General features: G+C 46.6%; 22 protein-coding genes. 12 read left to right on the top strand and 10 right to left on the bottom strand.

From position 1 onward, the window contains the following. The first annotated feature begins 136 nt into the window (after positions 1 to 136). From PPM_RS25350 to PPM_RS30310, 4 genes are all read left to right on the top strand, one after another. The gene (locus PPM_RS25350; protein WP_016324887.1) at positions 137 to 1,063 is read left to right on the top strand and encodes an ABC transporter ATP-binding protein; all 927 of its coding nucleotides are present in this window, start codon (positions 137 to 139) and stop codon (positions 1,061 to 1,063) included. Further along, the gene (locus PPM_RS25345) at positions 1,056 to 1,766 is read left to right on the top strand and encodes an ABC transporter permease (RefSeq protein WP_043921434.1); all 711 of its coding nucleotides are present in this window, start codon (positions 1,056 to 1,058) and stop codon (positions 1,764 to 1,766) included. The genes PPM_RS25350 and PPM_RS25345 overlap by 8 nt, the downstream gene beginning before the upstream one ends. Before the next feature lie 27 nt (positions 1,767 to 1,793). Further along, complete coding sequence (locus PPM_RS25340) at positions 1,794 to 2,531, top strand: ABC transporter permease (RefSeq protein ID WP_013373693.1); 738 nt, start codon at positions 1,794 to 1,796, stop codon at positions 2,529 to 2,531. Between the two features lie 162 nt (positions 2,532 to 2,693). After that, positions 2,694 to 2,807, top strand: coding sequence for a putative holin-like toxin (locus tag PPM_RS30310; RefSeq protein WP_010347020.1), 114 nt, complete (start codon positions 2,694 to 2,696; stop codon positions 2,805 to 2,807). 182 nt (positions 2,808 to 2,989) lie between these two features. Here PPM_RS30310 and PPM_RS25335 read toward each other — a convergent pair whose 3' ends face one another. The 3 genes from PPM_RS25335 to PPM_RS25325 form a co-directional block, all read right to left on the bottom strand. Beyond that, the gene (locus tag PPM_RS25335) at positions 2,990 to 6,580 is read right to left on the bottom strand and encodes a family 14 glycosylhydrolase (RefSeq protein ID WP_013373692.1); all 3,591 of its coding nucleotides are present in this window, start codon (positions 6,578 to 6,580) and stop codon (positions 2,990 to 2,992) included. A gap of 272 nt (positions 6,581 to 6,852) precedes the next feature. Then, complete coding sequence (locus PPM_RS25330) at positions 6,853 to 9,111, bottom strand: alpha-glucuronidase family glycosyl hydrolase (RefSeq protein ID WP_013373691.1); 2,259 nt, start codon at positions 9,109 to 9,111, stop codon at positions 6,853 to 6,855. Positions 9,112 to 9,152: 41 nt separating this feature from the next. Then, on the bottom strand, positions 9,153 to 11,351 hold the full coding sequence (locus PPM_RS25325; protein ID WP_013373690.1) for a glycoside hydrolase family 52 protein: 2,199 nt from the start codon (positions 11,349 to 11,351) through the stop codon (positions 9,153 to 9,155). 166 nt (positions 11,352 to 11,517) lie between these two features. Here PPM_RS25325 and PPM_RS25320 point away from each other — a divergent pair, with 166 nt between their 5' ends. From PPM_RS25320 to PPM_RS25305, 4 genes are all read left to right on the top strand, one after another. Beyond that, entirely contained in the window at positions 11,518 to 12,462 is a 945-nt protein-coding gene (locus PPM_RS25320) for a helix-turn-helix domain-containing protein (RefSeq protein ID WP_013373689.1), read from the top strand. 65 nt (positions 12,463 to 12,527) lie between these two features. Further along, positions 12,528 to 12,743: a hypothetical protein gene (locus PPM_RS29070; RefSeq protein ID WP_013373688.1), complete on the top strand. Its 216-nt coding sequence runs from the start codon at positions 12,528 to 12,530 to the stop codon at positions 12,741 to 12,743. A gap of 105 nt (positions 12,744 to 12,848) precedes the next feature. Then, complete coding sequence (locus PPM_RS25310) at positions 12,849 to 13,163, top strand: copper amine oxidase N-terminal domain-containing protein (protein WP_048481112.1); 315 nt, start codon at positions 12,849 to 12,851, stop codon at positions 13,161 to 13,163. A 71-nt stretch (positions 13,164 to 13,234) separates the two neighbouring features. Beyond that, positions 13,235 to 13,447, top strand: a complete 213-nt coding sequence (locus PPM_RS25305) for a hypothetical protein (protein ID WP_228392940.1) — start codon at positions 13,235 to 13,237, stop codon at positions 13,445 to 13,447. Positions 13,448 to 14,033: 586 nt separating this feature from the next. Here the strand turns inward: PPM_RS25305 and PPM_RS25300 are convergent. From PPM_RS25300 to PPM_RS25285, 4 genes are all read right to left on the bottom strand, one after another. Further along, the gene (locus tag PPM_RS25300) at positions 14,034 to 14,936 is read right to left on the bottom strand and encodes an AraC family transcriptional regulator (protein WP_013373684.1); all 903 of its coding nucleotides are present in this window, start codon (positions 14,934 to 14,936) and stop codon (positions 14,034 to 14,036) included. A 383-nt stretch (positions 14,937 to 15,319) separates the two neighbouring features. Next, positions 15,320 to 15,667 carry a KGG domain-containing protein gene (locus tag PPM_RS25295; RefSeq protein ID WP_013373683.1) on the bottom strand — a complete coding sequence of 116 codons (348 nt, stop codon included), beginning with the start codon at positions 15,665 to 15,667 and terminating at the stop codon, positions 15,320 to 15,322. A gap of 135 nt (positions 15,668 to 15,802) precedes the next feature. After that, the gene (locus tag PPM_RS25290; RefSeq protein ID WP_013373682.1) at positions 15,803 to 16,564 is read right to left on the bottom strand and encodes an ABC transporter permease; all 762 of its coding nucleotides are present in this window, start codon (positions 16,562 to 16,564) and stop codon (positions 15,803 to 15,805) included. Continuing rightward, a complete protein-coding gene (locus tag PPM_RS25285; RefSeq protein ID WP_013373681.1) occupies positions 16,561 to 17,301 on the bottom strand; it encodes a phosphate ABC transporter ATP-binding protein in 741 nt (246 codons plus the stop codon). Before PPM_RS25285 ends, PPM_RS25290 begins: the two co-directional genes overlap by 4 nt. A gap of 244 nt (positions 17,302 to 17,545) precedes the next feature. Here PPM_RS25285 and PPM_RS25280 point away from each other — a divergent pair, with 244 nt between their 5' ends. From PPM_RS25280 to PPM_RS25265, 4 genes are all read left to right on the top strand, one after another. Further along, positions 17,546 to 18,148 carry a TetR/AcrR family transcriptional regulator gene (locus PPM_RS25280; RefSeq protein ID WP_040102585.1) on the top strand — a complete coding sequence of 201 codons (603 nt, stop codon included), beginning with the start codon at positions 17,546 to 17,548 and terminating at the stop codon, positions 18,146 to 18,148. A 102-nt stretch (positions 18,149 to 18,250) separates the two neighbouring features. After that, entirely contained in the window at positions 18,251 to 18,889 is a 639-nt protein-coding gene (locus PPM_RS25275; protein WP_013373679.1) for an SDR family oxidoreductase, read from the top strand. Positions 18,890 to 19,079: 190 nt separating this feature from the next. Then, positions 19,080 to 19,790, top strand: coding sequence for an MBL fold metallo-hydrolase (locus PPM_RS25270; protein ID WP_013373678.1), 711 nt, complete (start codon positions 19,080 to 19,082; stop codon positions 19,788 to 19,790). Between the two features lie 271 nt (positions 19,791 to 20,061). After that, the gene (locus PPM_RS25265; protein WP_043886070.1) at positions 20,062 to 21,735 is read left to right on the top strand and encodes a glycosyltransferase 87 family protein; all 1,674 of its coding nucleotides are present in this window, start codon (positions 20,062 to 20,064) and stop codon (positions 21,733 to 21,735) included. 86 nt (positions 21,736 to 21,821) lie between these two features. On the opposite strand, the gene PPM_RS25260 is transcribed toward PPM_RS25265, so the two are convergent. From PPM_RS25260 to rd, 3 genes are all read right to left on the bottom strand, one after another. Beyond that, positions 21,822 to 22,487: a hypothetical protein gene (locus PPM_RS25260; RefSeq protein ID WP_013373676.1), complete on the bottom strand. Its 666-nt coding sequence runs from the start codon at positions 22,485 to 22,487 to the stop codon at positions 21,822 to 21,824. 270 nt (positions 22,488 to 22,757) lie between these two features. Next, positions 22,758 to 23,462, bottom strand: a complete 705-nt coding sequence (locus PPM_RS25255; RefSeq protein ID WP_016324884.1) for a Crp/Fnr family transcriptional regulator — start codon at positions 23,460 to 23,462, stop codon at positions 22,758 to 22,760. Between the two features lie 61 nt (positions 23,463 to 23,523). Continuing rightward, positions 23,524 to 23,694 (bottom strand): rubredoxin, encoded by a 171-nt coding sequence (gene rd / locus PPM_RS25250; protein WP_013373674.1) that lies wholly within the window; start codon positions 23,692 to 23,694, stop codon positions 23,524 to 23,526. Positions 23,695 to 23,696 lie beyond the last annotated feature (2 nt).

Below are 23,696 nucleotides of genomic sequence, written 5' to 3'. Positions count from 1 at the left end.
TTCGTCGGGTGCCTGTTTTGTTTTATCGGGATAATGATTGGCAAATGAATAAATGTGATTGTTTTTACATTTTGTGGATAGTACAGTCTGTATAATAATTATATTTGGTGTGTATAGGAGTAGGAGGAAGAAAAAAATGCAGTATGTTATAGAAACAAAAAAGCTTCGCAAACAGTTTGGGATGTCGATAGCTGTAGACGATATTTCCTTACATGTAGAACAGGGCAGTATCTACGGTTTTCTAGGTGAAAATGGAGCTGGAAAGACGACAACCATCCGCATGCTGATGAGGCTGGTTGAGCCTACAAATGGGGAGGTTTTTTTATTTGGCGAGCGGTTGGAGAAAAGCTATCCTTCTATTTTCTCAAAAATAGGTACCATTATCGAAACACCAGGTTTATACGAAAATCTGAGTGCACGAGATAATCTGAGAATCTGCTGTACGTACATGGGGGTGAAGGATGATGGGAGAATTGAACGAACCTTAACTACGGTGGGGTTAGAGCATACGGGGAAGAAGAAGTTTAAGGATTTTTCCCTAGGAATGAAGCAACGATTAGGAATTGCCAGGGCACTTGTTCATGATCCTGAGTTGCTTATATTAGATGAACCGACGAACGGACTAGACCCGTCAGGAATTAAGGAAATTCGTCAGCTATTAAAGAAGTTGTGCGAGGAAGATGGAAAAACGATTCTTATCTCCAGCCACATCTTGAGCGAAATTCAGCAGTTAGCTACACACATCGGGATTATACATAATGGAAAACTGTTAGCGGAAGATCGACTGAGTCAGTTGGAGGAAGGTTTTGAGCAATATACAGATCTAAAGGTAGAGGATGCAAAAGCAGTACAAGCGTTTCTACAAGAGCACATAAAGCAGCTTCAATCTAATGTGATATCCCCACAACAACTAAGAATTCATAGTCAGATTGAGAATACAGCTGCGTTAAATAAGCAGTTAATAGATCATCAGTTTTCAGTCTATGAGATACACACCACAAAGCAGACGCTAGAGGAATATTTTTTGGCTCTCATTTCAGGAGAGGGTGGGCGACGTGATTAGAGCTGAACTTATTAAGCTTAAAGGCTCTAAAGTTTTGTTGTTAAGTTTTATAATATTGTTGGCTGTTGTCCTGTTGGAATTCGCTTTAAGCGCTGTTTTTTATAGATATTCAATTGATAAAAGGGGTTGGACCTACTATTTCGAGGGCATAGTTCTCTTCGTCAATGTCGCAGCTGGATTTATCAGCTATTACATTTTAACTGGTTATATTTTTGCAAGAGAGTATCAGGAAAATACGCATCTGTTTATGTTTACCACGCCTGTCACTAGGGTTAAATTTTATTTTAGTAAATTGACCGTTGTTTATGGATTTATTATTGTATCCTTATTTTTCGTTCTGTTTTTATCCGCCTTATTAGGCATGTGCATTACAGATCGACCTTTAACGATGGCTATCTGGGTATACCAAATCCAAGTATTTGCTAAAATGTGTGTGATGCATGTGATGTTAATCCCGATCGCCTCTTTTTTTGCTATACGTTGGAAGAGCATCATGGTGGTTGTGCTCGTAGTTTGTACTGCTATATTTTTGAATTTTATATACAAAAGTGAATGGTACCCTTGGATTGTTCCCGTTCTTTTATCTCCCAATGAAGGAAGCGCGGTCAGACATGTCAATATTCTTATAGCGTGGTTCAGCTTATTCGTGATCTTTCTTCTTGGATTGTTTTTATCCGTATGGACATATCAGAGAAGAGCCTAAATGAAGAGTTTTTGAAGGAGGGCTACTATGTTTGACCTGTTTAAAGCAGAGTGCTTGAAACTGAAAAGAACTAAAATTCTTTGGTTGAGTGTGATAATTTTAGCATTAACCATTATTTTGCAATTATATAGTTACGCGGGTAGTCCCAAGTATTCGATAGATCGTGATGGTTGGAATGACTATTTTATGAGTATTGTTACTCTTATTAATTTTCTGACTGGGTATATGAGCTACTACATTTTGACCTGCTATATCTATGCGAGAGAGTATCAAGAGAAGACGCATATTGCCCTGTTTACAAACCCGGTTCGTCGGAGTCGTCTTTACTTCAGCAAGCTGCTTGTTATTTACATGTATATCGCTGTTAGCCTGTTGTTGGCATTTGTACTATCTGCTCTATTGGGTATGTTAATTACGACCAGACCGCTAACCTTTGAAATCGTTAGGCATCAGCTTGGAATCTTCACTAAAATGATTCTTATGCACGCTATGCTCATCCCGATCATTACGTTCTTCGCTATACGATGGAAAAAATTTGTGCCCGCTATTATGGGGATGTGTACGGTTATGTGTTTAAATTTTGTTTTGGTTAATGCACCGGGGAATACCTTTTATCCATGGACAGTACCCGTATTGTTTTCTCCGCATGGCACGCTTGGGAGAACATACACGAATGTCTCTGGAGGGCTCATCAGTATTTGTTTCATTTTTGTGCTGGGACTTTTTTTGGCGTTGCGAAGCTATACCCGTATAGAGACAAAGTAGAGTGTGTAAGCAGAAAAAGACGATGAGTGTCCATATAAGATTGGCTGGATAAGTATGTAAAATGTTGTCGCTTAAGGACGGATTTACGTGCTATAATTCCAGTAACAACAGAATGGCTTAGGTGGGCGGTCGGCTAAGTCTCCCGGAAGGGAGGTGATGCCTGTGGAGGTTAAGGATGCTCTGACATTAATGATGATGTTCGGCACGCTACTAGTAGCGTTGATCGGATTAATCGTTACCATTGTTATTGCGCTGAACCAAAACAAAAAGAAATAGACCGCCCTGCTCAAGGGGAAAACGGTCTATTTCTGTAGATCGCCTTTGAACAGCCGACCGCTCTTCAAAGCGGCTGTTGCCAAGAGTAGGGATGTTACCAGCATCCTTGCTCTTTTTTTAGTATATCCTTCTATCATTTATTTTAGCACATCTGAATAACCAATGTAACTGAATAACGCTGTTTACTTGGTGAAGATTTTAACTTCCTTTGGAGCAAGAGTCACAGTGATCGAACCGTTGTTAATCTGAACGGAGTCGTTGCTCAGCTGGTTAGTCAGGCGGGTTCCGTTGGACAGATTATCGAAGTTGCCAATCGTGCGGGTTTGACTATTCCAGGAGTTGTTGATAAATACGATGGCCTCGTCGCCATTTTTAGAGCGCTGAAAACTGTAAAAGGAGTCGTCCACCCATTTTTCCTTTTGGCTGCCGTTTTGCAGAGCAGGGTGGTTATTGCGCACATTGTTTAGCTTAGCGATGTACTGATACAGGTCATGGTTGGCGTTGAAATTCATATTTTCCCGATTGGCGGGATCATCTCCACCACTATAGCCTTGCTCTGTGCCTTGATAGATAATTGGAATCCCACGCGACGTCAGAGTAAAGCCCAATGCAGCTTTGAGCTGTGGCCATTTGTCATAGTTAGCACCCGGCTTGCCAGAGGCGTCATTCAGGAAACGTTTTACATCATGATTGTCGATAAATACACCGTTAGTCTGAGCATCACGATAGTAACGATCATCGGAGTAGCGGTCCTTGATTTTTCTCATGGATTGATCGTGTCCGAACACGTCCTTGATTGTATAATACATCGGAAAATCTAGTGCTGCATCGAGATATCGGGTGTAATCCCCCACATAAGCAGGGTCGCCATGGAAAATTTCACCCATGGTGAAGGTATTGGCGGCTTGGTCAAAATCCTTTAGAAAACCCTTCGGTACATGCTTGACAGTATCCAACCGCAGTCCATCGATGCCTGTCTCATTAAGCAGCCATTTGATCCAGTTTTTAAGCTCGTTGGCGGTAGCAGGGTTTTCATGATTTAAGTCATCCAGTCCAGCTACATCACCGTTTTCGATTTTCCATTGGTTGTTGGAGTCGTAGTCCCCCCCTGTAATGTCACCGTTGTGATGGTACCAATCTGCTTTGTCAAAAGGAGCCTTGGCGAACCCGTTCCCCGGCTGAAAATCACCTGTGTGATTCACTACTACGTCTAGCATCACAGCAATATTTTTGTCATGTGCCTTGCGAACCAGCTCTTGGAACTTGTCCATTGTTCCGAGATGCCCGTCAACCGCATAAAAATCATACGTATGATAGCCGTGGTAAGCGTATTCACTCTTTTGCATCGTTACCGGGGTAATCCAGATCGCGGTAAAGCCCATATTTTTAATGTAGTCGAGTTTGTCAATAATACCTTGAAAATCGCCACCATGCCACTTGCGTTGATCGTTGTTGTTGGAATTGAAGCCACCGTAGTTATCGTTGGATGGATCTCCGTTGCTGAAACGATCTGTCATGATAAAATAAATGCTCTGTTTGCTCCAGTCTGTGTTGAGAGAAGTGGGGTTGGAAAGGGTACCCAAATCCATAGGGGTAAAGGCGCCTGAAGGCGCCTCCGTTTGAGCAGTTACTTCAACTCCGTTAGAGTTGGGTGCGTAGGTAGAAGTGCTTACGTTTAAGGATACACCTGAAAGTTTTTCTGCTTGGATAGGTCCTGTAACTTCGTTGAGGTCGGTTGCGTAGGTGGAAGTCACTACGCTGAGGACGCTCCCGGAAGGTGCCCCTGTTCGGATAGTTCCTGCGGCTCCGTTAGAGCCGGGCGTGTAGGTAGAAGTTCCAGTGCTGAAAAGGTAGTTTTTGGTATTGTTACTGTCCCAGTTGTTATTGCCATCATTAAAAGCGGCTTCCAATTGGGAGGCAGAACCGATATCGACGGTAATTTTAGCATAGCCGCTAATTTCGGCATCCTGCATTTTCACACCAGGTGCAGCAGTCCAGCTACCACCAGCCGGACGGTAGTGAATGTAAGGTGAGTTAAAGCCTTTTTTGTAGTATACCGTTACTTTGTTAGTTGTACCGCCGCCATCCCCGGGATTCGCACCCGATGGAGCGCCTGAAGTGATCGTTCCTGCATTGCCACTATTACCGGGCGTGTACGTAGAAGTGCCCGTGCTGAAGGAGTAGTTTTTGGTGTTGTTGCTGTCCCAGTTGTTATTGCCGTCGTTAAAAGCGGCTTCCAATTGGGAGGCAGAACCGATATCGACGGTAATTTTAGCATAGCCGCTAATTTCGGCATCCTGCATTTTCACACCAGGTGCAGCAGTCCAGCTACCACCAGCCGGACGGTAGTGAATGTAAGGCGAGTTGAAGCCTTTTTTATAGTATATCGTTACTTTGTTGCCTGTACCGCCATTATTGTCAGGCTTGGCTTTGCTGATGATATATTGTTTGAATCCACTCAACTCACCGGTTGGTGAGCCATCATTGTTGACGAGATTGTTGATGCGCAATAACGTAAACCCGTGATAACCGAACTTCGTGATTTTCTCCTCGATTTTTTGGAAGCCGCTACCGCCTGTCGGAAGTGCATTTTCACCATTCAGGCGAACACCCTTGGCATTCGCGATGGAGGAGACGGTATCAACCAGGGTGGACGGCAGCGAATAATTCGGTGCTGTGCCACTGTCACTCATCTCTAGGCAAGTAAATGTCAAGTCTAGATCGGCATCCTTGAATTTCTGAATGAGACGGTTGTAATCATAATATCCACCCGCTTGTTCTGTGCCGTGCGGCATGGCAGGATTGTTCATTTGCCAGTGCAGACCGGAAATTTTGGCCCCGATCCGGACACCAAACACAGAATCGAAGTTTTTGTGGGCAGCTGCTCCGATGACACCTAGATGCTTCTCAAGCACACTTTGGTACCACGACAGAAAATCCTTTCCATACGCGGAATTATACCCGCCATTCGTGTAAAATCCATCCCCGTCGGTCGGTGGATTGATTTGGCTAAGGCTGGTAAGCTTGGTGCCCCAAGCAGCATTAAGCTTGTCCAATGATCCGTACTTGTCATTCATAGCTGTGCGGAATGCATTTTTGGCTGTTTCAGTATAAGCTTGGAACTTGCCTCGTCCCGGGTAGCTCCACCCTGCTGCTGGATAGTAGGACGGATAGCGCAATTCCCCGGAAGGACCGCCGCTCAAATAAATTTTGGGAATGATACTTTTATACCCGGCAAAGTTTTCAGCGAATGAGGCATACAGCTCGTCATATTGTTTACCGGTTCCGCTCCACAATGGGGAAAGGGCTTCACTATTGGCATAGCCGCTTTCGTCCTTGAACTGCATTTCATCTGCACTGCCTTTGCTCGACAGCCAGCTTGGCAGTGGGATGTTGCAGTCATCTCCTACATTTCCTCCACACTTATGCGTTGAGATGATAGGAACCCACTTCAGTCCCGCTTCTTTCACGGCATTTGCATAGGTTTTGTAGTAACTCCAATCGAACTGGTTATCTCCTGCGCTCTCCACATAGCCCCACCAGACGTCGGTAGTGATGGCATATACGCCATTGTTTTTCAACGTTTGTAGCTGCTTTTTAAAGGAACCCCAGTCATTGATTTTCGCCAGCGGTCCCATAACGGAAGCTTGAAAATCATCTGCAACCGCAGCGCTCGCCGTATTAGAGGGTGAGCCAATGAAGGCGGTCAGAGACAGCACAAGGCTTAATAGAAGCATACACCCTTTTTTCCATAGACTTCGATACAAGGTCAAACCGATCATCCTCCCCAAAGCATAGTCTAATTCGACAACATTTTGTAAACGTCTACAAAAATAGTATAAAGCAAGCGGTTGCATAAAAAAGAAGAATTTATTGCACACTCAGGGTGGACAAATATGACATTTTCCGTTAGCAACCGTATGCATAAATTAGACCATGCAAAAAAAGACACAGATCTGAGTAAGACATGTGTCTTTTATCGTTATTCCCGTGAAAGGGGAGGCAAAACCCAGTGTGTATGCAAGCAACGCATGAGGCTATCTGCTTAATAGATAGGGCGATTTTTTTCGTCGGGAATACCACTTTTGCGATAAAAATACGTATTGATCCGATCCCGCCATTCCTTGGCGTGCTCTGTCTGATGCTCCAGCCGCGTCAGCACCTGTTCATAGATCAATTCATTTAGATGCTCCCGCAGACTAATCCATGTTGCTTGGAGATGGGCCGCACGTTCGGCACCTTCAAAATGAGTATCATAAATATGCTGTATGACCGTCTGGCCGGAGTGGAGCACGTGCGTATAAGGAACATGGTGAAAGAATAAGAGCAGCTCATCCGGACAGGTGTCTGTAGATTCGTAGATTTCGGCAACAGGAGGAAAATATTGTCCTGCATAGCCCGTTCCAGTTGCAGTCGTCCGATCTACCCCGATCCCCCAGCAATCGGCAAAATGGTAGGTGCCCCACATCGAATATTCATATCCATCAACATCCGGCCCATAGTGGTGATTGGGACTGACCATCCAGCCGACCCCCAGAGGGGCGGTATAGGACTCATAGATATTCCAAGAATCGAGCAGCATTTGCTTAATAGTAGGAATCAACTCAGGATCGCCGCAGTCCTTGCCTTGATTGCTAAATGTCAGCCGAACCCATTCATCCGCGATTTCATCTGCGGATAGATCCGGGTCCCATGACAACCGGCCGTAGCCGTAGAGATTGGACTGGGCGAGCAAATGTCCGGTCCAATTGGTGTCTGCACCAATATTGGAAACAGCGGCTATTCCAAAGTTCGTGCCCTTGGGAACATGATTCGTTGGCTCCTCCTGGAAACTGCCGCTGCCTGCATGGACAGTAGCCTTCCTGTGATGAGAACCAGATTCGCTGTTGCTATGCAAAGCGCCACTCACGATACGTTTGATGGTGGAGCCTTTCCCCTGTGCATAGGTGTCAAAATCAAGCACTTCCTTCCATTGCGGAACCAGGTAACATAGATGCTTTTGTTGTCCGGTATACTCCTGTGCAATTTGGAATTCCAGCAGTACCTGAGTGGCTTCCAGCGCGCCGAACAGAGGGGAGACAGGCTCTCGCACCTGAAAATCCATAGGGCCATTTTTAATCTGTAAAATGACATTATCCCGGAACAGTCCATCCAGCGGTTTAAAATGGTCAAAGGCCGCGCGAGCCCGATCCGTCTTGCGGTCACGCCAGTCCTGTTTGCAGTCGTAGACAAAGCAGCGCCAAATCACACGTCCGCCATAGGGCCGTAGTGCATCCGCCAGCATATTGGCTCCATCGGCGTGATGGCGTCCATAGCTGAAGGGTCCGGGCCGATTTTCAGAGTCGGCCTTGACCACAAAACCACCCAGATCGGGAACGGCTGCGTAAATCTCCCGGGCCTTGGTCTGCCACCATTCAGCTACACCAGGGTCTAGAGGATCGGCTGTAGTTAATCCACCGAGCTGAATCGGGCTGGCATAGTTAATGCTCAAGTAGATTTGGATACCATAGGCGCGAAAGATGGCAGCTACTTTGGCTACATCCGGTAAAAAACGATCTGTTATCAGCTCGGTTTCTACCTGATGGACATTCACATTGTTAATGGATAACGCCTGAATGCCTACAGAAGCAAGTAGACGGGCATAGTCTCGAAGGCGCTCCATATTTGTAGTAAAGGCATTGTTGTTGTAGAAAATAGATGGGCCGGCATATCCACGTTCAACACTACCATCCATGTTATCCCAGTGATTGATCATGCGTATCGGATTAGCTGGATTGGACAATAGGTCTAAACTGGGAGCATGCAATGATTCTTTGGCAGTGGGCTTCAGCTTGCCGTCTAGTCCTCCTTGCAGGTAGCGCAGCAAATGAAAGACCCCATATAATACCCCTTTGGAGTTCTGACCCGCGACTGTAACGCACTGTCCTTTGATATCATCGTGATCTTGACCAGTTGAATCAGCCAGTTGCTTAGCCTCTACCCCGCGGATTCGATAGCCTTCTGCGCTCACTTCTGCCTGTTCCTCTGCACTAAACCGTTCTGCGATACATGGATGGTCTTGGAACGTACCCAGCGCAACGAATGGTACATGGACAGGAACGGTACTCATCTTTGGCTGCTGTCCAAACATAGAGGCCAATCCTTGCTGAAGCTCACTCGCAGCTGTCTGAAGCACTTCATCATCTGTGTCATGAACCACGATGACCCTGCACCAAGCAGGCATTTTTTCTATAAGACGAGCGCGGTGGTAGTGTAGCCAAGCGTCATAGCCGCTCCCTTTGGGCATATCCATACGCTTGCTCATATTATTTGAACCTCCTTTGGGCGAGTGAGGGTTCGTTCGTCTTAGACATGCTGCTTCTCATCTTGGCTCATATGCTGAGGGAGGGTCAGCCGATTCCCTTTGCCTTCATACAGCCACAAAATAGCGGTAACCCCGCGTGGGTAATATTTACTGCCGTGGGCAATGCCGGAGAGCATTTGGTCGCTCCAGCACCAATAGGATTCTTCAGGATGGAGGAGCCATGAAACATGGGCTGCGTCAGCCGCCTGCCCAGTTTCCTGCCAAGGCAGTTCCAGCAGCTCACGGGCAATAAACTGAGACAGATAGATTTTGCTCAACCAGGAGTTGTTACTGGTCGAGGATAGCTTCCAGCCTCCGTCTTCAAATAGACAAACTCCTGGTACCAGTACGGTTTGCAAATGGCGTCGAAGTGCTTGGATATATTCACCGAACCGCCCATCAGGCTCAAGCGCATCCTCGCATCCTGTAAAATAGGGGAAGATCAGCCCTTCAATGGCAGGAATAATCTGTGAGTCGTTGCCTTCCTTAATGACTGCAGGGATATAGCCCTTGTCTGTCATGTGAGCGGTGATCGATGCTGCGCATTTGTCTGCCTGTGAGCCAGCTTCCTGTGAAAGGGAGTTAAGCCCCTTTGAGGCAAATATCTTTTCCAGCGCAACATATACCGCCCAGCATTTGCTGCCTAAATAAATGTTATTGCGGGACTGACCCAAGGATACATCTAGACTATCGTAAGTCGTAATTTCGGCGCCTCCTTGGGTTCTTGAGCTATCCAGGCCCATTAAGCCGTTTCGTTGTGCCGGATCTGGATGATCCCGCCGCAGCATGCTTTCGAAGCAGTCGCACAAGACAGGCAGCATACGTGTCGTAAATGACTGATCCTGTGTCTGCTCGATATATACCGTGGCGCAGCAAAGCCAGTTCACCAGTTCCTCGTGGCTCATGTAAGAGAAGCAGTCGTCAATCCCTGCCAGTTCATAACAGGAGTACCCCTGCCGGGAGAACACATTGGCCACGCCCATATCATGCGTAAACGTGATCCCCCCCGGATAGGATTGTTCCTCTCCCGGGAAGCGCACCTCATCCCGATAGCTGTATCTTTGGACAAACCATTCTAGTTCGTTGCGTACCGTCCATGGATTCAAAATCAATTCATAATAAAGCTGATCCGCCGTCAGATCGAGTGTATTCATCATTCGGTACTCGCCTTCGTTCACAATCCAGATCGGTTCGCCATCCTCTTGCTGACTGAGCAATTGGGTGCTGCCGTAATAGCTGTGAATCGCCTGAGCGAGCATAAATTCCTGATCCGGACTCAAGTTCGCCGATTCGATCCAGTCATTCCCCTGAATACAAGCTGCAGTCAGGTCGGTAAAATGCTTCAACGCATAGGTTCCCACGTCTTCAATATCCTTGAACAGCCGGGTATAGTAATACGATGCTTCGATGCCTGTTGTCACAATGCCGCCGCGATAAAAGCATATGGCGAAGGAATACGTGCGCTTCTCTCCTGCGGGAACGTCCATCAGGAGCGCACCCGTTGTGCCCAGGCCAAAGGATAAGTTCTCGGCCATGGTCTCCCCAAGCAGCTTCTCCATTGCAAATCCGCTGGCAGGTATGGCTTCACTGCTGTTGGTCACAATAGCCGTGCTTCGTCCTTGACCGATGCCTGTGAGTCTTTCCTCCAATTGGGTAGATTCCGTAGCGTCCCTGCGAGGATCTTCTCCTATAATGCGTATGCCGCTATAGGGATCACTGCCCTGATAGCCGAAAAAGGCTCTTCGTGCAGCAGCACCCTCTGTATTATCGATCGTCAGCTCGGCAAATACTGCCGGAACTAACGCTGCCCGCAGCTCATCTATGCCCGCAATTCCCGGCTCGGGCACCGGGCGAACGGGAGAGTATAGCCGGAACGTCAAATCGCCTGCCTGCCATGTATCTGTTCCTGCTTTTAACTCACGGGTGATGTCCTGATCGGCAAAGGCAACGAGCAGAGGCTCCGTTTTTTTATCCTTTTTCTCCACATCGTAGCGGGTACTTTCGTCCTGTGTGGATGCGAAAAAGGGAAGCGCCTCATAGGATCCGCCATCCCTGGATTGCAGTCCGATGTATACATTTTCATCGGCAGGCTTGCCCAGCTCCAGGCCGAGTCCGCCGCGGTTACCCTTAAACCCAAGTGTAAAGCTGGAAAATGAACCGATAGGTGCATGCTGCGTGTTATAAAATATATTTTTCGACATATATTGAAACCCCTTTCATGATAAAATGTAACGTTGACTAACTTCAATTAGAGCCTAGCATGACATGTGCCGAGGAACCATTGTCAAATCGCTCCACTATTTATCCAAATCGCGCTGAAAACGATATACTGGAGGATATCGATGTAAATGAGCCAGGAGGGAGAATATGTCGTCACCACGTTTACCGAAGAGTCCCCATGATCCAGACCTTACGGTCGCCGGAGAGGAATTCTTTTTTCCCGATGTGCGAACTACGGTCAATCTATTTGCCATTCATACACGAAGTGTCGGAAGAGACTGGAGTTATCCACCACATGAACATCCGCAATATGAAATTAACATCGTGCTTGCGGGAGAACAGATCATGGTTGTGGATGGTCGCAGCTATATTCAGCGACAGGGTGATCTGATGCTTTTGCGCCCGGGAATTGTGCACTCCAGCTGTAGTAACGGGGAGGGATTTACGTATTTTTGCATGCATTTCGACATTGATGATAAATTGTTTCTTTCGCTACTGAGCCGTTTGGAGCAAGTGCTTTTTCCTGCGGATGGTACGGTGGCAAGGCAGATGGAGCCAGCGCTGGGCAAGCTGCTTGATCTTTCTGCCCTGGATGACATGGGGATAAATGGTGACTCGGTGGCAAAACGTATGCGGATTCAATCTGCTGTATTTGAACTGTTCGCAACGTTGTGGGAGGCTGTATCCAGTGAAGCTGCTCATCTGCCGGGACGTGGATATGTGCAGGCAGAGCTTGCTCATCAGATTGCTAGTCGTCTTCAGGGCAGAGTCAATCTGTCTTATAGACAGGCCGGCTCGTTGGAAAAACAGGATGGGATCGAGGGGATTTCATCCGAGCTGGGTATTAGCGTGTCCCATTGTAATCGCGTATTCCGTAGTGTTTTTGGCGTATCTCCGCGTGTGTATCTATCCGAGCTTGTCTTGCATGAGGCCAAGCTGCTGCTGGCTGATCCGCAATGGTCGGTGCAGCAAATAGCCGATCTGCTAGGCTATGGGGATATTGCACATTTTAGTAGGCAATTTAAGCGCTGGTCTGGCCAGTCGCCGACATCCTACCGTAAGAGCGTAGCCCCTGAAAGCTCATCTGAATAAAAATATATATGATTATAAAATAGTTATGATAATATCCTTATAAAGGAGATGACAATAATAATAATATGAGTTTACATAATCAACGTGTTGTCGTGATTAGTGGCAGTGCAGGAATAGGGCTGGCAACAGCCGTAGAAGCAGCAAATGTAAGGAGCAAGTATCGTAATCGCTGGCCGTTCTGCAGACAGGCTGGCGCAAGCGAAGAAGGTCATCCCTGCAGAAGTGGTAAAGACCTTTCAATTGAACAATTAAAAGGAAGAGGAAGTACAGGCGTTTTTTGAACAGGTCGACGTCTTCGATCATTTGTTTACTCCGGGTGCGAGCTATACACGTGGTCCGATCACAATAGATACGGAAAAGGCCAAGACTCCATTCGAGGGTAAATTTTGGCCGCAGTATTTTGCTGCCAAGCATGCGGTACCGCATATCTCCAAGACTATAGAGAGAAGCAGGAGATTACAATCTTTTCTGAGCATGGTGAAATCGTACGTCTGACTGTCGGGAGTAAAGTAGCTTATGTAAATGATAAAGAAAAAATAATGCCTAGTGCGCCTGTTATGCCAGAATCACCCAATCGCGTGATGGTGCCTCTAAGATGGGTTTCAGAGATTATGGGGGCGACTGTAAATAGTGCCCTAATAAATGAGACTATACATGTAAACATTATCAAGCCACATCTAAGTAACATTGACTTATTCTGAAAGGCGACAACTCTGTATAGGCATGGGAATATAGGGATGAATTTTAGCGAGGGAGGTTTTATTAATTGAAGATGGCATTACGTAAGAAGTTGGCTTGTTTGATTGTTCTTGGAGGGGATAAGGAACCTTATAAACTTCCCGATAAGCCCAAAGAGGCTGCTGTCTCGACATTTTCAGAATATATGAACGCCTCTATGAGTCGTGACTACGATAAGATGCTTTCGCTGTCTGATGATTATCGTTTTAAAACAGAGCGGACACGACTTAATTTTCTAAAAGCCTAAGGGACACCGATTGATTATCGTATCATGTCTGTGGATGATTCTGACCCTTCCAAGATTGTTGTTTCTTCGATAACGAAGTATGAGGATATGGAGTTTTACCTCCTATCAAGCATATTCTTGCTTTTGAAGAAGGAAAGTACAAGCTACAAATGAGGAATGTTGTGGTCAATATGATTCCTTCTTCACCTGACTATAAAACAGTCGAGTACGAGCCTGAGAAGGTAGATAATGATTTAGAAAATCATTTCAAGTAATTATTCTTTTGATTTTCTAATCAAACGATCGATAACATACCCTATGAGATACCAGAAACCTATTGTAGTGAAGTAAACAAGGGATATGGGGATATGTGCTTTGCGCACAAATTGAAAAGATTCATACACCCAAACCAACGGGCTAATCATAGCCAAAAGTATATTATAGTCGTCATATCCCGTAAGATTTACAGCAATAACTATACATGAGACTAGGACCAACCAAAAGCGAAAGGACTTCTTTGCCTATACCTCCATTCCATTTTCAAAAGAGAAGCCGCGAGACGATTAATAGCATTCTGATCGCAGCGGCTTCTTGGGATTCTTCTGCTCTACACTTTTTTCACAGGGCGCAACACCGCGTAGCCGTATCCCTCAGGGAAATGGCGTTGATAATCCTGCTTCGTTTCCTCATCCCATTCATACCCCAGGCTGCTAGGATCAAAGTTCCAAGCTTTCTCCTCCACCGTTCTCATAACGTCTCCGTTGTTTTTTAAATAATTGAAGGGTGGGTGGAAAAAAACCAGGTAATCTGATTCGGGGATGTCCCGGCACTTCATTCCTGCGGGAATCTCTCCGGCGTAGTCAGCGGCAACCGGTATTCCGTAGAGATAGCCCTTCTGACCATTCTGATAGAACCAGCCTGCCGTTTGGCCCAATTGTCCGGGAAGCTTGAGGTGAGACATGCTTTCCAGGGTTCCGCAAATTTCATCACAATTATGACCATTTCTCCAGAAATCGCCGTAATTTCGAGAAGAAATATCCCAGAGACCAATAAATTTGTGTGCTGGTATATGCTCAATTTTGACTTCGGCTTCTTGCAAATGCTCTTTAACCATCTTATCCCGCTCCTTCAAATGGTAATGATAAGGAGAGAACACCTCAACGCGAATGGCTAATGGAATAGGTCTGGGCTCCTTCTGGTATACAGCCGGTGTTACCTCAAATGCTTTTACAAATGCTCGTGTAAAAGCTTCCTGTGAAGAAAACCCATACTTTATGGCCACATCGAGGATGCGGACATTGCTATCCCGGAGTTCAAGAGCTGCCCGGCTAATCCTGCGCATCCACACATAATCCCTTAATGTCATTCCTGTCAGAGAATGAAATTGCTTTGTACAGTAATAAGGGGAATAGCCTAGCTGGTCGGACATTCTCAACAACGATGGCGCTGAGGTCAGATTATTATCAATCCAATCAATCATAAGCTGGACCATTTCGTTCCATTCGTACACGAGGGTTCCCTCCTTTCGACTCCATCTTAACAGCCGGAATGCAGGAATATTTGATTTGAGTTGCATCCTCTAGTGTGTTGCATGGTGCTCAATTCAAGGGCTGCGGTATTTGTCTTGTTCGCAATAAGTAAGATGACATGAGAAAAGAATCTGACTATTCCATTCTTTCATTTGTAATAAAATATGTATGATGATGTATATTGTATGACGTATGTTCGGATGATGAAAGTAGCCTTTTGATGAAAGTAACTTTCACACAAAAAGCCTACCTACCGGAACACCGGCAGATAGGCTTCTATAACATAAACATTCACTTACTTCGCATTCTATGCAGTGGGTGCCTTTACATTGCAAATGCATCGACAATGCATCCTGATCTATCGTTAGTTATTTTTACGCTGACGGGCGCGGGCCTCGCCGCCTTTGCGGCCTGCTTCTTCTCTGCTCATTTTCCCGTCGCTATCACTTTGGTCTGAATTGCCACGGGCTTCACCGCCCTTGCGACCGATTTCCTGATAGAACTCCTTGCCATGGTTTTTGGAAGTGGCTTCGCCGCCTTTTTCACCAATCTCCTGATAGAAGTCCTTGCCATGACTTTTGGAAGTGGCCTCGCCACCTTTTTCGCCGATCTCTTGGTAAAATTCTTTGTCGTGATTTTTAGCAGTAGCTTCTCCACCTAAACGTCCTGCCTCTTCGCGACTCATTTTGCCATTTTGGTTGTTGTTAGCCATGTTCAATCACTCCTCATCGAATTTTAGTAAAGCGTCTACGTGTATCTATTAACCCTCGTGTCAGGAATTAAACATGTCTATTTAATTTTGATAAATGGAAAATGGTTGGTAAATAACTGGGTATACCCGTCTCTATCAGACTTCCCAGGACTCTGTACGCAGTTGTTGCTGGCGGGTAAATAATGTCGGGTAAATGAACAGGCTGAGCAGCACGCTGGTCAAAATGGCAGAGGTCATGGTAGTGAATACGATGAGCAATTGCAAACGCACGGCGACAATTGGATTGGCGCCTGCAATGATTTGTCCGGTCATCATGCCGGGAAGCTGGACAAGCCCAAGTGTCTTCTGCCCCTCAATGGTTGGAATCATACTGGAATGTATACAATTCTTCAGTATAGGGAAGATGGCTTGTCTCGGTGTTCCTCCCAACGCGAGAATAAGCATGATTTCAGGCTTGCGCAGGAGGACTTCCGACTTGAGCCGCGATACCAGCAGACTGGACAAAATCATGGAGCTGCCAATGATCATGCCGCTAATCGGAATCATGTACCGGGCTGTCGCCGGAATGATATGCAGGCCAATTAGAAATGCCTGTGTAACGATTTCCACACACAGCAACGTCAGGAATGACTTCCACATGAGCTGGGGAATAAAACGTCCTTTGCGCGCAACATTTTGAGAAGCTACAGTGATCATGAGCAGAATGAATAACACGATAAATCCGTAGCTTTGCATCCCAAAAATCAAATGCAGTACATATCCAATCACCAGTAGCTGAACGGATGCTCTGATCGTGGCAATAATAATATCTCGGTCCAGACCGAGTTTGAAGGACTTGGACATGACGATGGCGATAAATACAAAACCAAGAGAGAGAATCAAGGCAACAATCGTCATACCCATTCTCCTGCTACAAACCTGCGAGTTTCACTATGCTGTGGAGCGTTAAAAAACGTTTGCGTATCCGTTTGTTCTACCAAACTTCCGTTGATCATCAGCCATGTTTCGTGGCCTACCCTGCGGGCTTGTTCCATATGATGCGTAATCCAGATCATTGTTGTTCCCTCTTCTTTGTTCATTTGAAGCAGCAGTTCCTCGACCTCTTTGACTGAGGTGGGGTCCAGTGCAGAAGTAATCTCATCCAGTAGTAAAATATCCGGACGGTTCGCGAGCGTCCGCGCCAGGGCCAAGCGCTGTCTTTGTCCGCCGGACAGCTCCTGCGCCTTTTGCTCCAGCAGGTCACGGGTAAGTCCTACGCGCTCTAACAGGCCAACCGGATCTTCCAGTACCGTGCCATGCAGCCGCTCTACAGTTTGGAGATTGTAGAGGACCGTCCCTTGAAGCATGGGGGCATCTTGAAAAACCAATGCTACTTTCCGTCTCAGTTCAGGGATTTCCCACTCGGTTATAGGCTTGCCGAGAACGTTGATTTCTCCTTCATCCGATGCTAGCAAAAGATTGCATAGTGAAAGCAGTGTGCTTTTACCAGATCCTGATGGACCGACCAGTGTCGTGATTTTTCCGCGCGGGACCTTTGCCGTAACTCCGTTCAGGACAGCACGTTGTTGTCCCGACCCGGTGAAATATTTAGTGACACGATTAAACTCAATAGCTGGAAGTGGATTGGGTTCCATAGATATAGCTAGCTCCTTTGCAGGGAATCGGAAAAGATATCGAATCTGCTCTATAATCTCTTTGTATTATAGCAGTAATATCCTAACGGCTCTTCTTCTAAAAAAGAGTTAGTGTATGGAGCTGTTGCAAACGGTACTTTCTTTGTATAAACTAATGGGATTAGTTAAGATGAAATAAGAATTTAGTCTGTATATGTATACGAAATTAACCTTACATAGGAATTTAACGAAAGGGGACCGGATGATGTCACCTAGAAATGGAGTAAAGCTACAAGATATCCTGGAGGCTGCCGAGGATGTTGCCAATGAACGAGGGATGGGAGAGGTCACGCTCACTACATTGGCGCAAAAGCTACATATTCGCCCCCCATCCTTGTACAACCATGTGGACGGATTGAACGGATTGCGTCAAGCGCTGGCATTACATAGCCTCGAAAAGCTAGAGGAAGCATTGATGAGCGCAGCCGTAGGCCGAGCAGGCGAAGAGGCGCTGATTGCTATGGGGAGAGCGTATATGCAGTATGCGCGCGAGCGGCCTGGTTTGTATGAAGCGATGCTGTATGCAACCGACCGAAATGATACCGAGCTGAGACACGCAGCGGATCGAGTAGCGGAACTTGTCATTACCGTGCTATCCAGTGGCTACGGCTTCAACGAAGCAGATTGCATTCATGCAGCGAGGGGATTCCGCAGTCTTCTTCATGGTTTTGCCTCACTTGAACAAAAGGGTGGCTTTGGTTTACCTGTGGATGTGGATCAGAGTATTGAAGTGATGATGGACACCTTTTGCGCAGGTCTTCGCGTGTTACAGCAAAAGCGAGAGGGAGAGCATTCAGATAAAAACTGAGTTCAATCTGATATAGCCCATATGATTGCGTCCTGGACTCAAAGGGTAAAATATATTCAGTATACTGTAAGCGAGAGACCGTGAATACAGGAGGGGATATGAGTGAACGTACTGGTGATTGGTGCCAATGGAAAAGTAGGCAGACATCTCGTTCGCCTACTAGGGCAACATGAGTCGCATCGCGTAAAGGCACTGATCCGCAAACCGGATCAGGCCGAAGCGCTTGAACGTTTGGGAGCAGAAACGGTAGTAGCTGACCTTGAAGGGACGGTAGGTGAAATTGCCGCAGCTATACAAGGCAGCGACGCTGTCGTGTTTACGGCAGGCTCCGGTGGCAACACAGGAGCGGATAAAACGCTGCTCATCGACCTTGATGGAGCAGTCAAGGCGATGGAAGCCGCTGAGCAAGCGGGTATCCGGCGCTTCATTATGGTCAGCGCTCTATATGCGGAGAACCGGGAGCAATGGCCTGAATCGATTAAGCCATATTACGTGGCAAAGCATTATGCAGATCGCTTGCTGGAAGCGAGCAATCTGGATTACACGATTCTTCGTCCGGGCGGGTTGACAGATGATGCGGGTACTGGCAAGGTTGCTACCGGTGAAGATCTCACCAGCCATACTATCTCACGTGAAGATGTAGCGGCAACGGTGGTAGCAGCACTAGAGGAAAAGCAGACGTATCATCGAGCGATTGATTTGGTGTCCGGCAGTACGCCTATTGCTGAGGCCATCCGGTAGAGCTGATGAATTGAAAGACATATGCATAAATATGGATAAAGGCAGACCCAGAGGCAGGATTCCGGGTCTGCTTTTTGCTTTTTGTATAACGTTCCGACAGGTATTTACGAAAAAATTTGCTTAAAACTAATTATATTATTTATAATACTAACATAATTAGTTTATGATCAAGACAAGGAGATGAGATAAAATGCGTATCGTTCAGGTGCAGCATGTGTATCAATTAACGTTTATGCCCCGGCTGTTCCCAGTGAACTGTTATTTGGTGGAGGAGAAAGAGGGGCTTACCCTGATCGATGCCGGATTGCCATACAGTGCTCAGCGTATTGAACAGGCTGCGGCGCGGATTGGGCAGCCGATTATACGAATTGTACTTACCCATGCGCATGGAGATCATGTGGGTGCGTTGGATAAGCTGAAGGCAAAGTATCCTGAGGCGCAAGTATTCATTTCAAGGCGGGATGCTCGGCTACTGAAGGGTGATGTATCGTTGGAGGCAGGCGAACCAGACACTCCTATTCGGGGCAGCGTGCCGAAGAATATCCTTACCCAGCCTGACGTTTTACTGGAGGATGGAGATAACGTGGGTTCGCTGCTGGCGATCAGCGCACCGGGACATACGCCGGGCTCGATGGGATTTTTGGATACCCGTACCCATGCATTGATTGCAGGCGATGCCTTCCAGACTCGGGGTGGTGTTGCGGTGGCGGGAAGGCTCAAGCCACTGTTTCCTTTTCCAGCACTAGCTACATGGAACAAGGAAATTTCGCTGCAAAGCGCCAAAAAACTGGCATCTTACAATCCGTCTCTATTAGCAGCCGGTCATGGCAACATGCTGAAGCATCCACAATCTCAGCTAGAAAGAGCGATTATGGAGTTGGAACAGCAATGTTCAGTGTGATGATTACGTATTCAGCCAACATTCAGCCAGAACTCACAAAGTCCTAAGCTAAGGCAGATACAATATGAGGAAAATAGAAACAGAGAGAGGTGCATCGGATTTGAACGTTTGGAAAGCGAACGGTCTGAAATATATACTTCTATTTAGTCTCATATTGTGTGCTGCCGTTAGTATCGTTTCGTTATGGAGTTATTCAGGTAGTTCCGCGTCTCAGTCTGCGGCTGTTAGGCAGGGGCCATCCGGCGGGTTCGGAGGGGGAGCAGGCGGAGGCATGGGAGGGCCGGCGCAACGTCCCTCTGACGGTCAGACCGCAGGGAACCTGGGAACAGGAAGTGTAGGACAAGATCAGCAGAATTCTCTCCCAACATCTACGGATGCGGCGAGCAGCTCTGACAGCAAGAATCAGGGGACGACGGGCCAGACGACCAACTCCTCTAGTGAGAATTCGTCGACATCGGGTGACAAAGGTACAACGGCCGGGAATGATACGTCTGCCTCGGACGGCAGTGGTGTTGCTAGAGACGGACAGCACAGAGGCCCCGGTGGCATGTCTGGTAACGGATCTGGAATGGGCATGGGCGGTCCTGGCGGTGGTATGGGTGGTGGAAGAAATGGAAATTCTTCATCTGCTTATGCTACTCCGATGGCGATTTTCGCTGCTTTGTTCTTCGGTGCGTTCGTGTTTATTGCGTATCGTTTTCGGGCTCAAGAATGGAAGCTCGGGGAACGTAACCGGGGACTGATGCTGTGGACTGTGCTGGGTGTAGGATTCTCTTTAAGAATGGCGATCGCCCCATGGATCTCGGGCCACATGGATTTAATGCTATTCCGAAACTGGGCTACGACAGCAGCGGATAGCTTGTCAGGCTTTTACACGAATGGTTCCAGTGATTATCCACCGTTCTATATTTATATTTTATATGTAATCGGTAAAATCGGCTCTACGGATGCTTTCAGTCCTTATATGTCTGTATTGCTGCGGCTTCCGAATATTTTAGCTGATATCGTGACAGCGTACATGCTGTACCGGTTGGCAAGCAAACGGGTCGGCTATGGAGTGAGCCTCGGATTGGCTATATTCTATGTGTTTAACCCAGCTGTATTTATCAATTCGACCTTCTGGGGGCAGGTAGATTCATTTTTTACCATGCTGATTGTGGGCATGATTGTGCTGCTGGTGGAAAACCGGATCGGCTGGTCCGCTGTACTGTTTACGATAGCGGTATTGATGAAGCCACAGGGGATTATTTATGGGCCGGTTCTGTTCTTTGAGCTGCTGAGACAGCGCAAAATACAGCCATGGCTGTTGTCAATTGGTGGTGCCGTTGTGACAACCATTCTGGTTATATTGCCATTTTCATGGGGACAGGAGCCGTTATGGCTGCTTGATTTATACAAGGGGACAGTTGGCGAATATCCATATGCTTCGGTGAACGCGTATAACTTCTTCGCACTAATTGGTGGCAATTATACGCAGGACACTACAACGCTGTTCCTGTTCAGTTACCATACATGGGGGATGATCTGCATTGTGCTGGTGACTCTGTTTACATGGTGGATGTATATCCGCAGTCGGAAACCACAATTTGCAGCAGCAGCTGCACTGGTGCTCATTGCAGGTGTATTTACCTTCGCTTCCAGCATGCATGAACGGTATCTGTTCCCTGCGGCGGCGTTAGCTGTACTGGCGTACCTGTATTTGAAAGATCGCAGATTTTTGTGGCTTGCGGGTGGATTCAGTCTTACGATTTTCCTGAACACCTTTGATATTTTCTATAGCTCTAATTCTCAGGATCATTACGGTATTATTTTGTGCGTGACATCATTGCTCAATGTGTTGTTGTTTGGGTATTTGGTCAAAGTAGTGTGGGATTGCTCCAGGCCGGCTACAATTCAGGCTGCGCTTCCCAAGGCCACCAATATAGCTCCTTTATCCGCAGAATGAGTGATGGGCGGTCACCACACAGGTGATCGCCCATCTTCCAGCGATGAAGGCACGTTCTCAATACGGCGCGCTAATATCCTTTCATTTCACTGCGGCAAGGAAATGCTTCTCTCCTCCATAAGAGGGATCAATTTGCGGAATGCTATCGTGCTGGCAGCTTGTTCATCCCTTTGATAGGCTTCATAATCTTTCCTGAAGGTGTTCTGCATTTCCTCCGATAAATGACGGATGTATCGGTGCGCACATTCGGTTACCTGTACCGGCGATCCGAAATCAACCACCAGATCCAAAACGTCCAGCACATAGAATTCCATGGGATTCGACTGTGGCAAAAACCATCCGGTCAAGATGGCTTGTTCAAGCACCTCGTCGAGATTAGCACCATACTTGTCCACCAAAGGAACGACCTTGTCTCGAATCAATGTGATAATTTCCGCCAATTCCTTCTCCCGAGACGTTTCCTTGGCCAGATTCCATACCTTGCCTTTGTTCCGGAAGCTGCTCAAGCTGATAGCCCAATATACTTTTCCGCTTTGCGTATTCATGATTTGGCAATTTACATTAAACTCCAAATGGCTGCCGGCCACATTGAAAGCATTACTCGAAAAACGCACCTCGGCCGTAAAGGGGTCCACGTGCTTGACCATGCTTCGCCTGGATTTATAGTATTTGAATCCGCAAGGCTCACAGGCTGCAGCAATCCTAGAGCAACATTCTCGAAAAATATCCTTGCTGGTTTGATGATCCGCCATATCTATTCCTCCCCATTTTGCTTATTTTATAAAGAGTATGAAGACACAGAAATCTTGGCTTGATTTCAGGCTTATAAACTTTGTATTACTACGCAAAAACAGGCCTACGGTTTCTATTGTTGTTTTACAGAATAGCTAATGGCCAAATGCACAGAATAAAAGAAACCGCCCTTTAACAACATGAAAGTGGTTGATAAATCAACTACAATCCATAAGTTAAAGAAGCGGTTTTCTTGTCCTCATGCCAGAGCAACCTGGTATCCATGTGTCTCAATCCATATATTCGTTCAGTTTCTGTACATCGCGGATGGTAATCTCACGTGTACCCTTGATATGAATAATCCCCAGCTGTTCAAATTTTCCGAATTTTCGGCTGATCGTTTCACGAGTGACACCCACATAATTAGCCATCTCTTCGCGTGAAAGGGGGAGATTTATTTTAATATAGGAGCCGTCCGGCTTGCCGTATTTATGTCCGAGTTCGAGAATCATGTAGGCGATACGGATTTCCGGGTCTTTGGTAGCCAGGCTTTGAGCCAGGTTTTCGGTATGTGCCAAGCGTTTGGTAATCGTTTTGAGCAGCCTCAAAGAGATATCGGGATTGTTGCGGATCAACTCATCCATATCATCTTTAGTAAGCATACAAATATCAGTATCCTTTAAGGCGTACGCACTAAAATTGCTCAACTCGTCGTTATTAAATATATTTAACTCACCAAAAAAATCGCCAGTTGTCAGAATGTGCAGAATTTGTTCTTTGCCCTGAGGTGTCATCTTCAGCAGCTTAACATGCCCGCTTTTAATAATGTACAGCGTATCGGAAGCCTGTTCCTCGACAATCAAGGCCTCGCCTTTCTGATATTTTCGGTGCCGGATCATAGAGCTAACCTTACACAAATCTTCGCAGGACAAAGAGGAAAAGATAGGCACTTTGCGGGCACAGGGCTCCTGTTCACACTGGCAGGGGCAGGACATCTCATTCACATTCATTCACTCCATTCATCAACCGGAAACTAGAAAGTATAGCGTGTTCTTGTTATTCTGCATCATCTATAGGGGCAAAATGGCTTTGATCCTCACCGCAGACTGGACAAACCCAGTCTTCCGGAAGGTCTTCGAACGCTGTACCTGGCATGACGTCTTCATCAGGGTCACCCATAGCAGGATCATAAACGTATCCACAGGGCTGACATACATATTTTTTCATCT

Source organism: Paenibacillus polymyxa M1, assembly GCF_000237325.1.
GTDB lineage: Bacteria > Bacillota > Bacilli > Paenibacillales > Paenibacillaceae > Paenibacillus > Paenibacillus polymyxa_C.
This window is presented reverse-complemented; position numbering and strand designations above follow the sequence as displayed.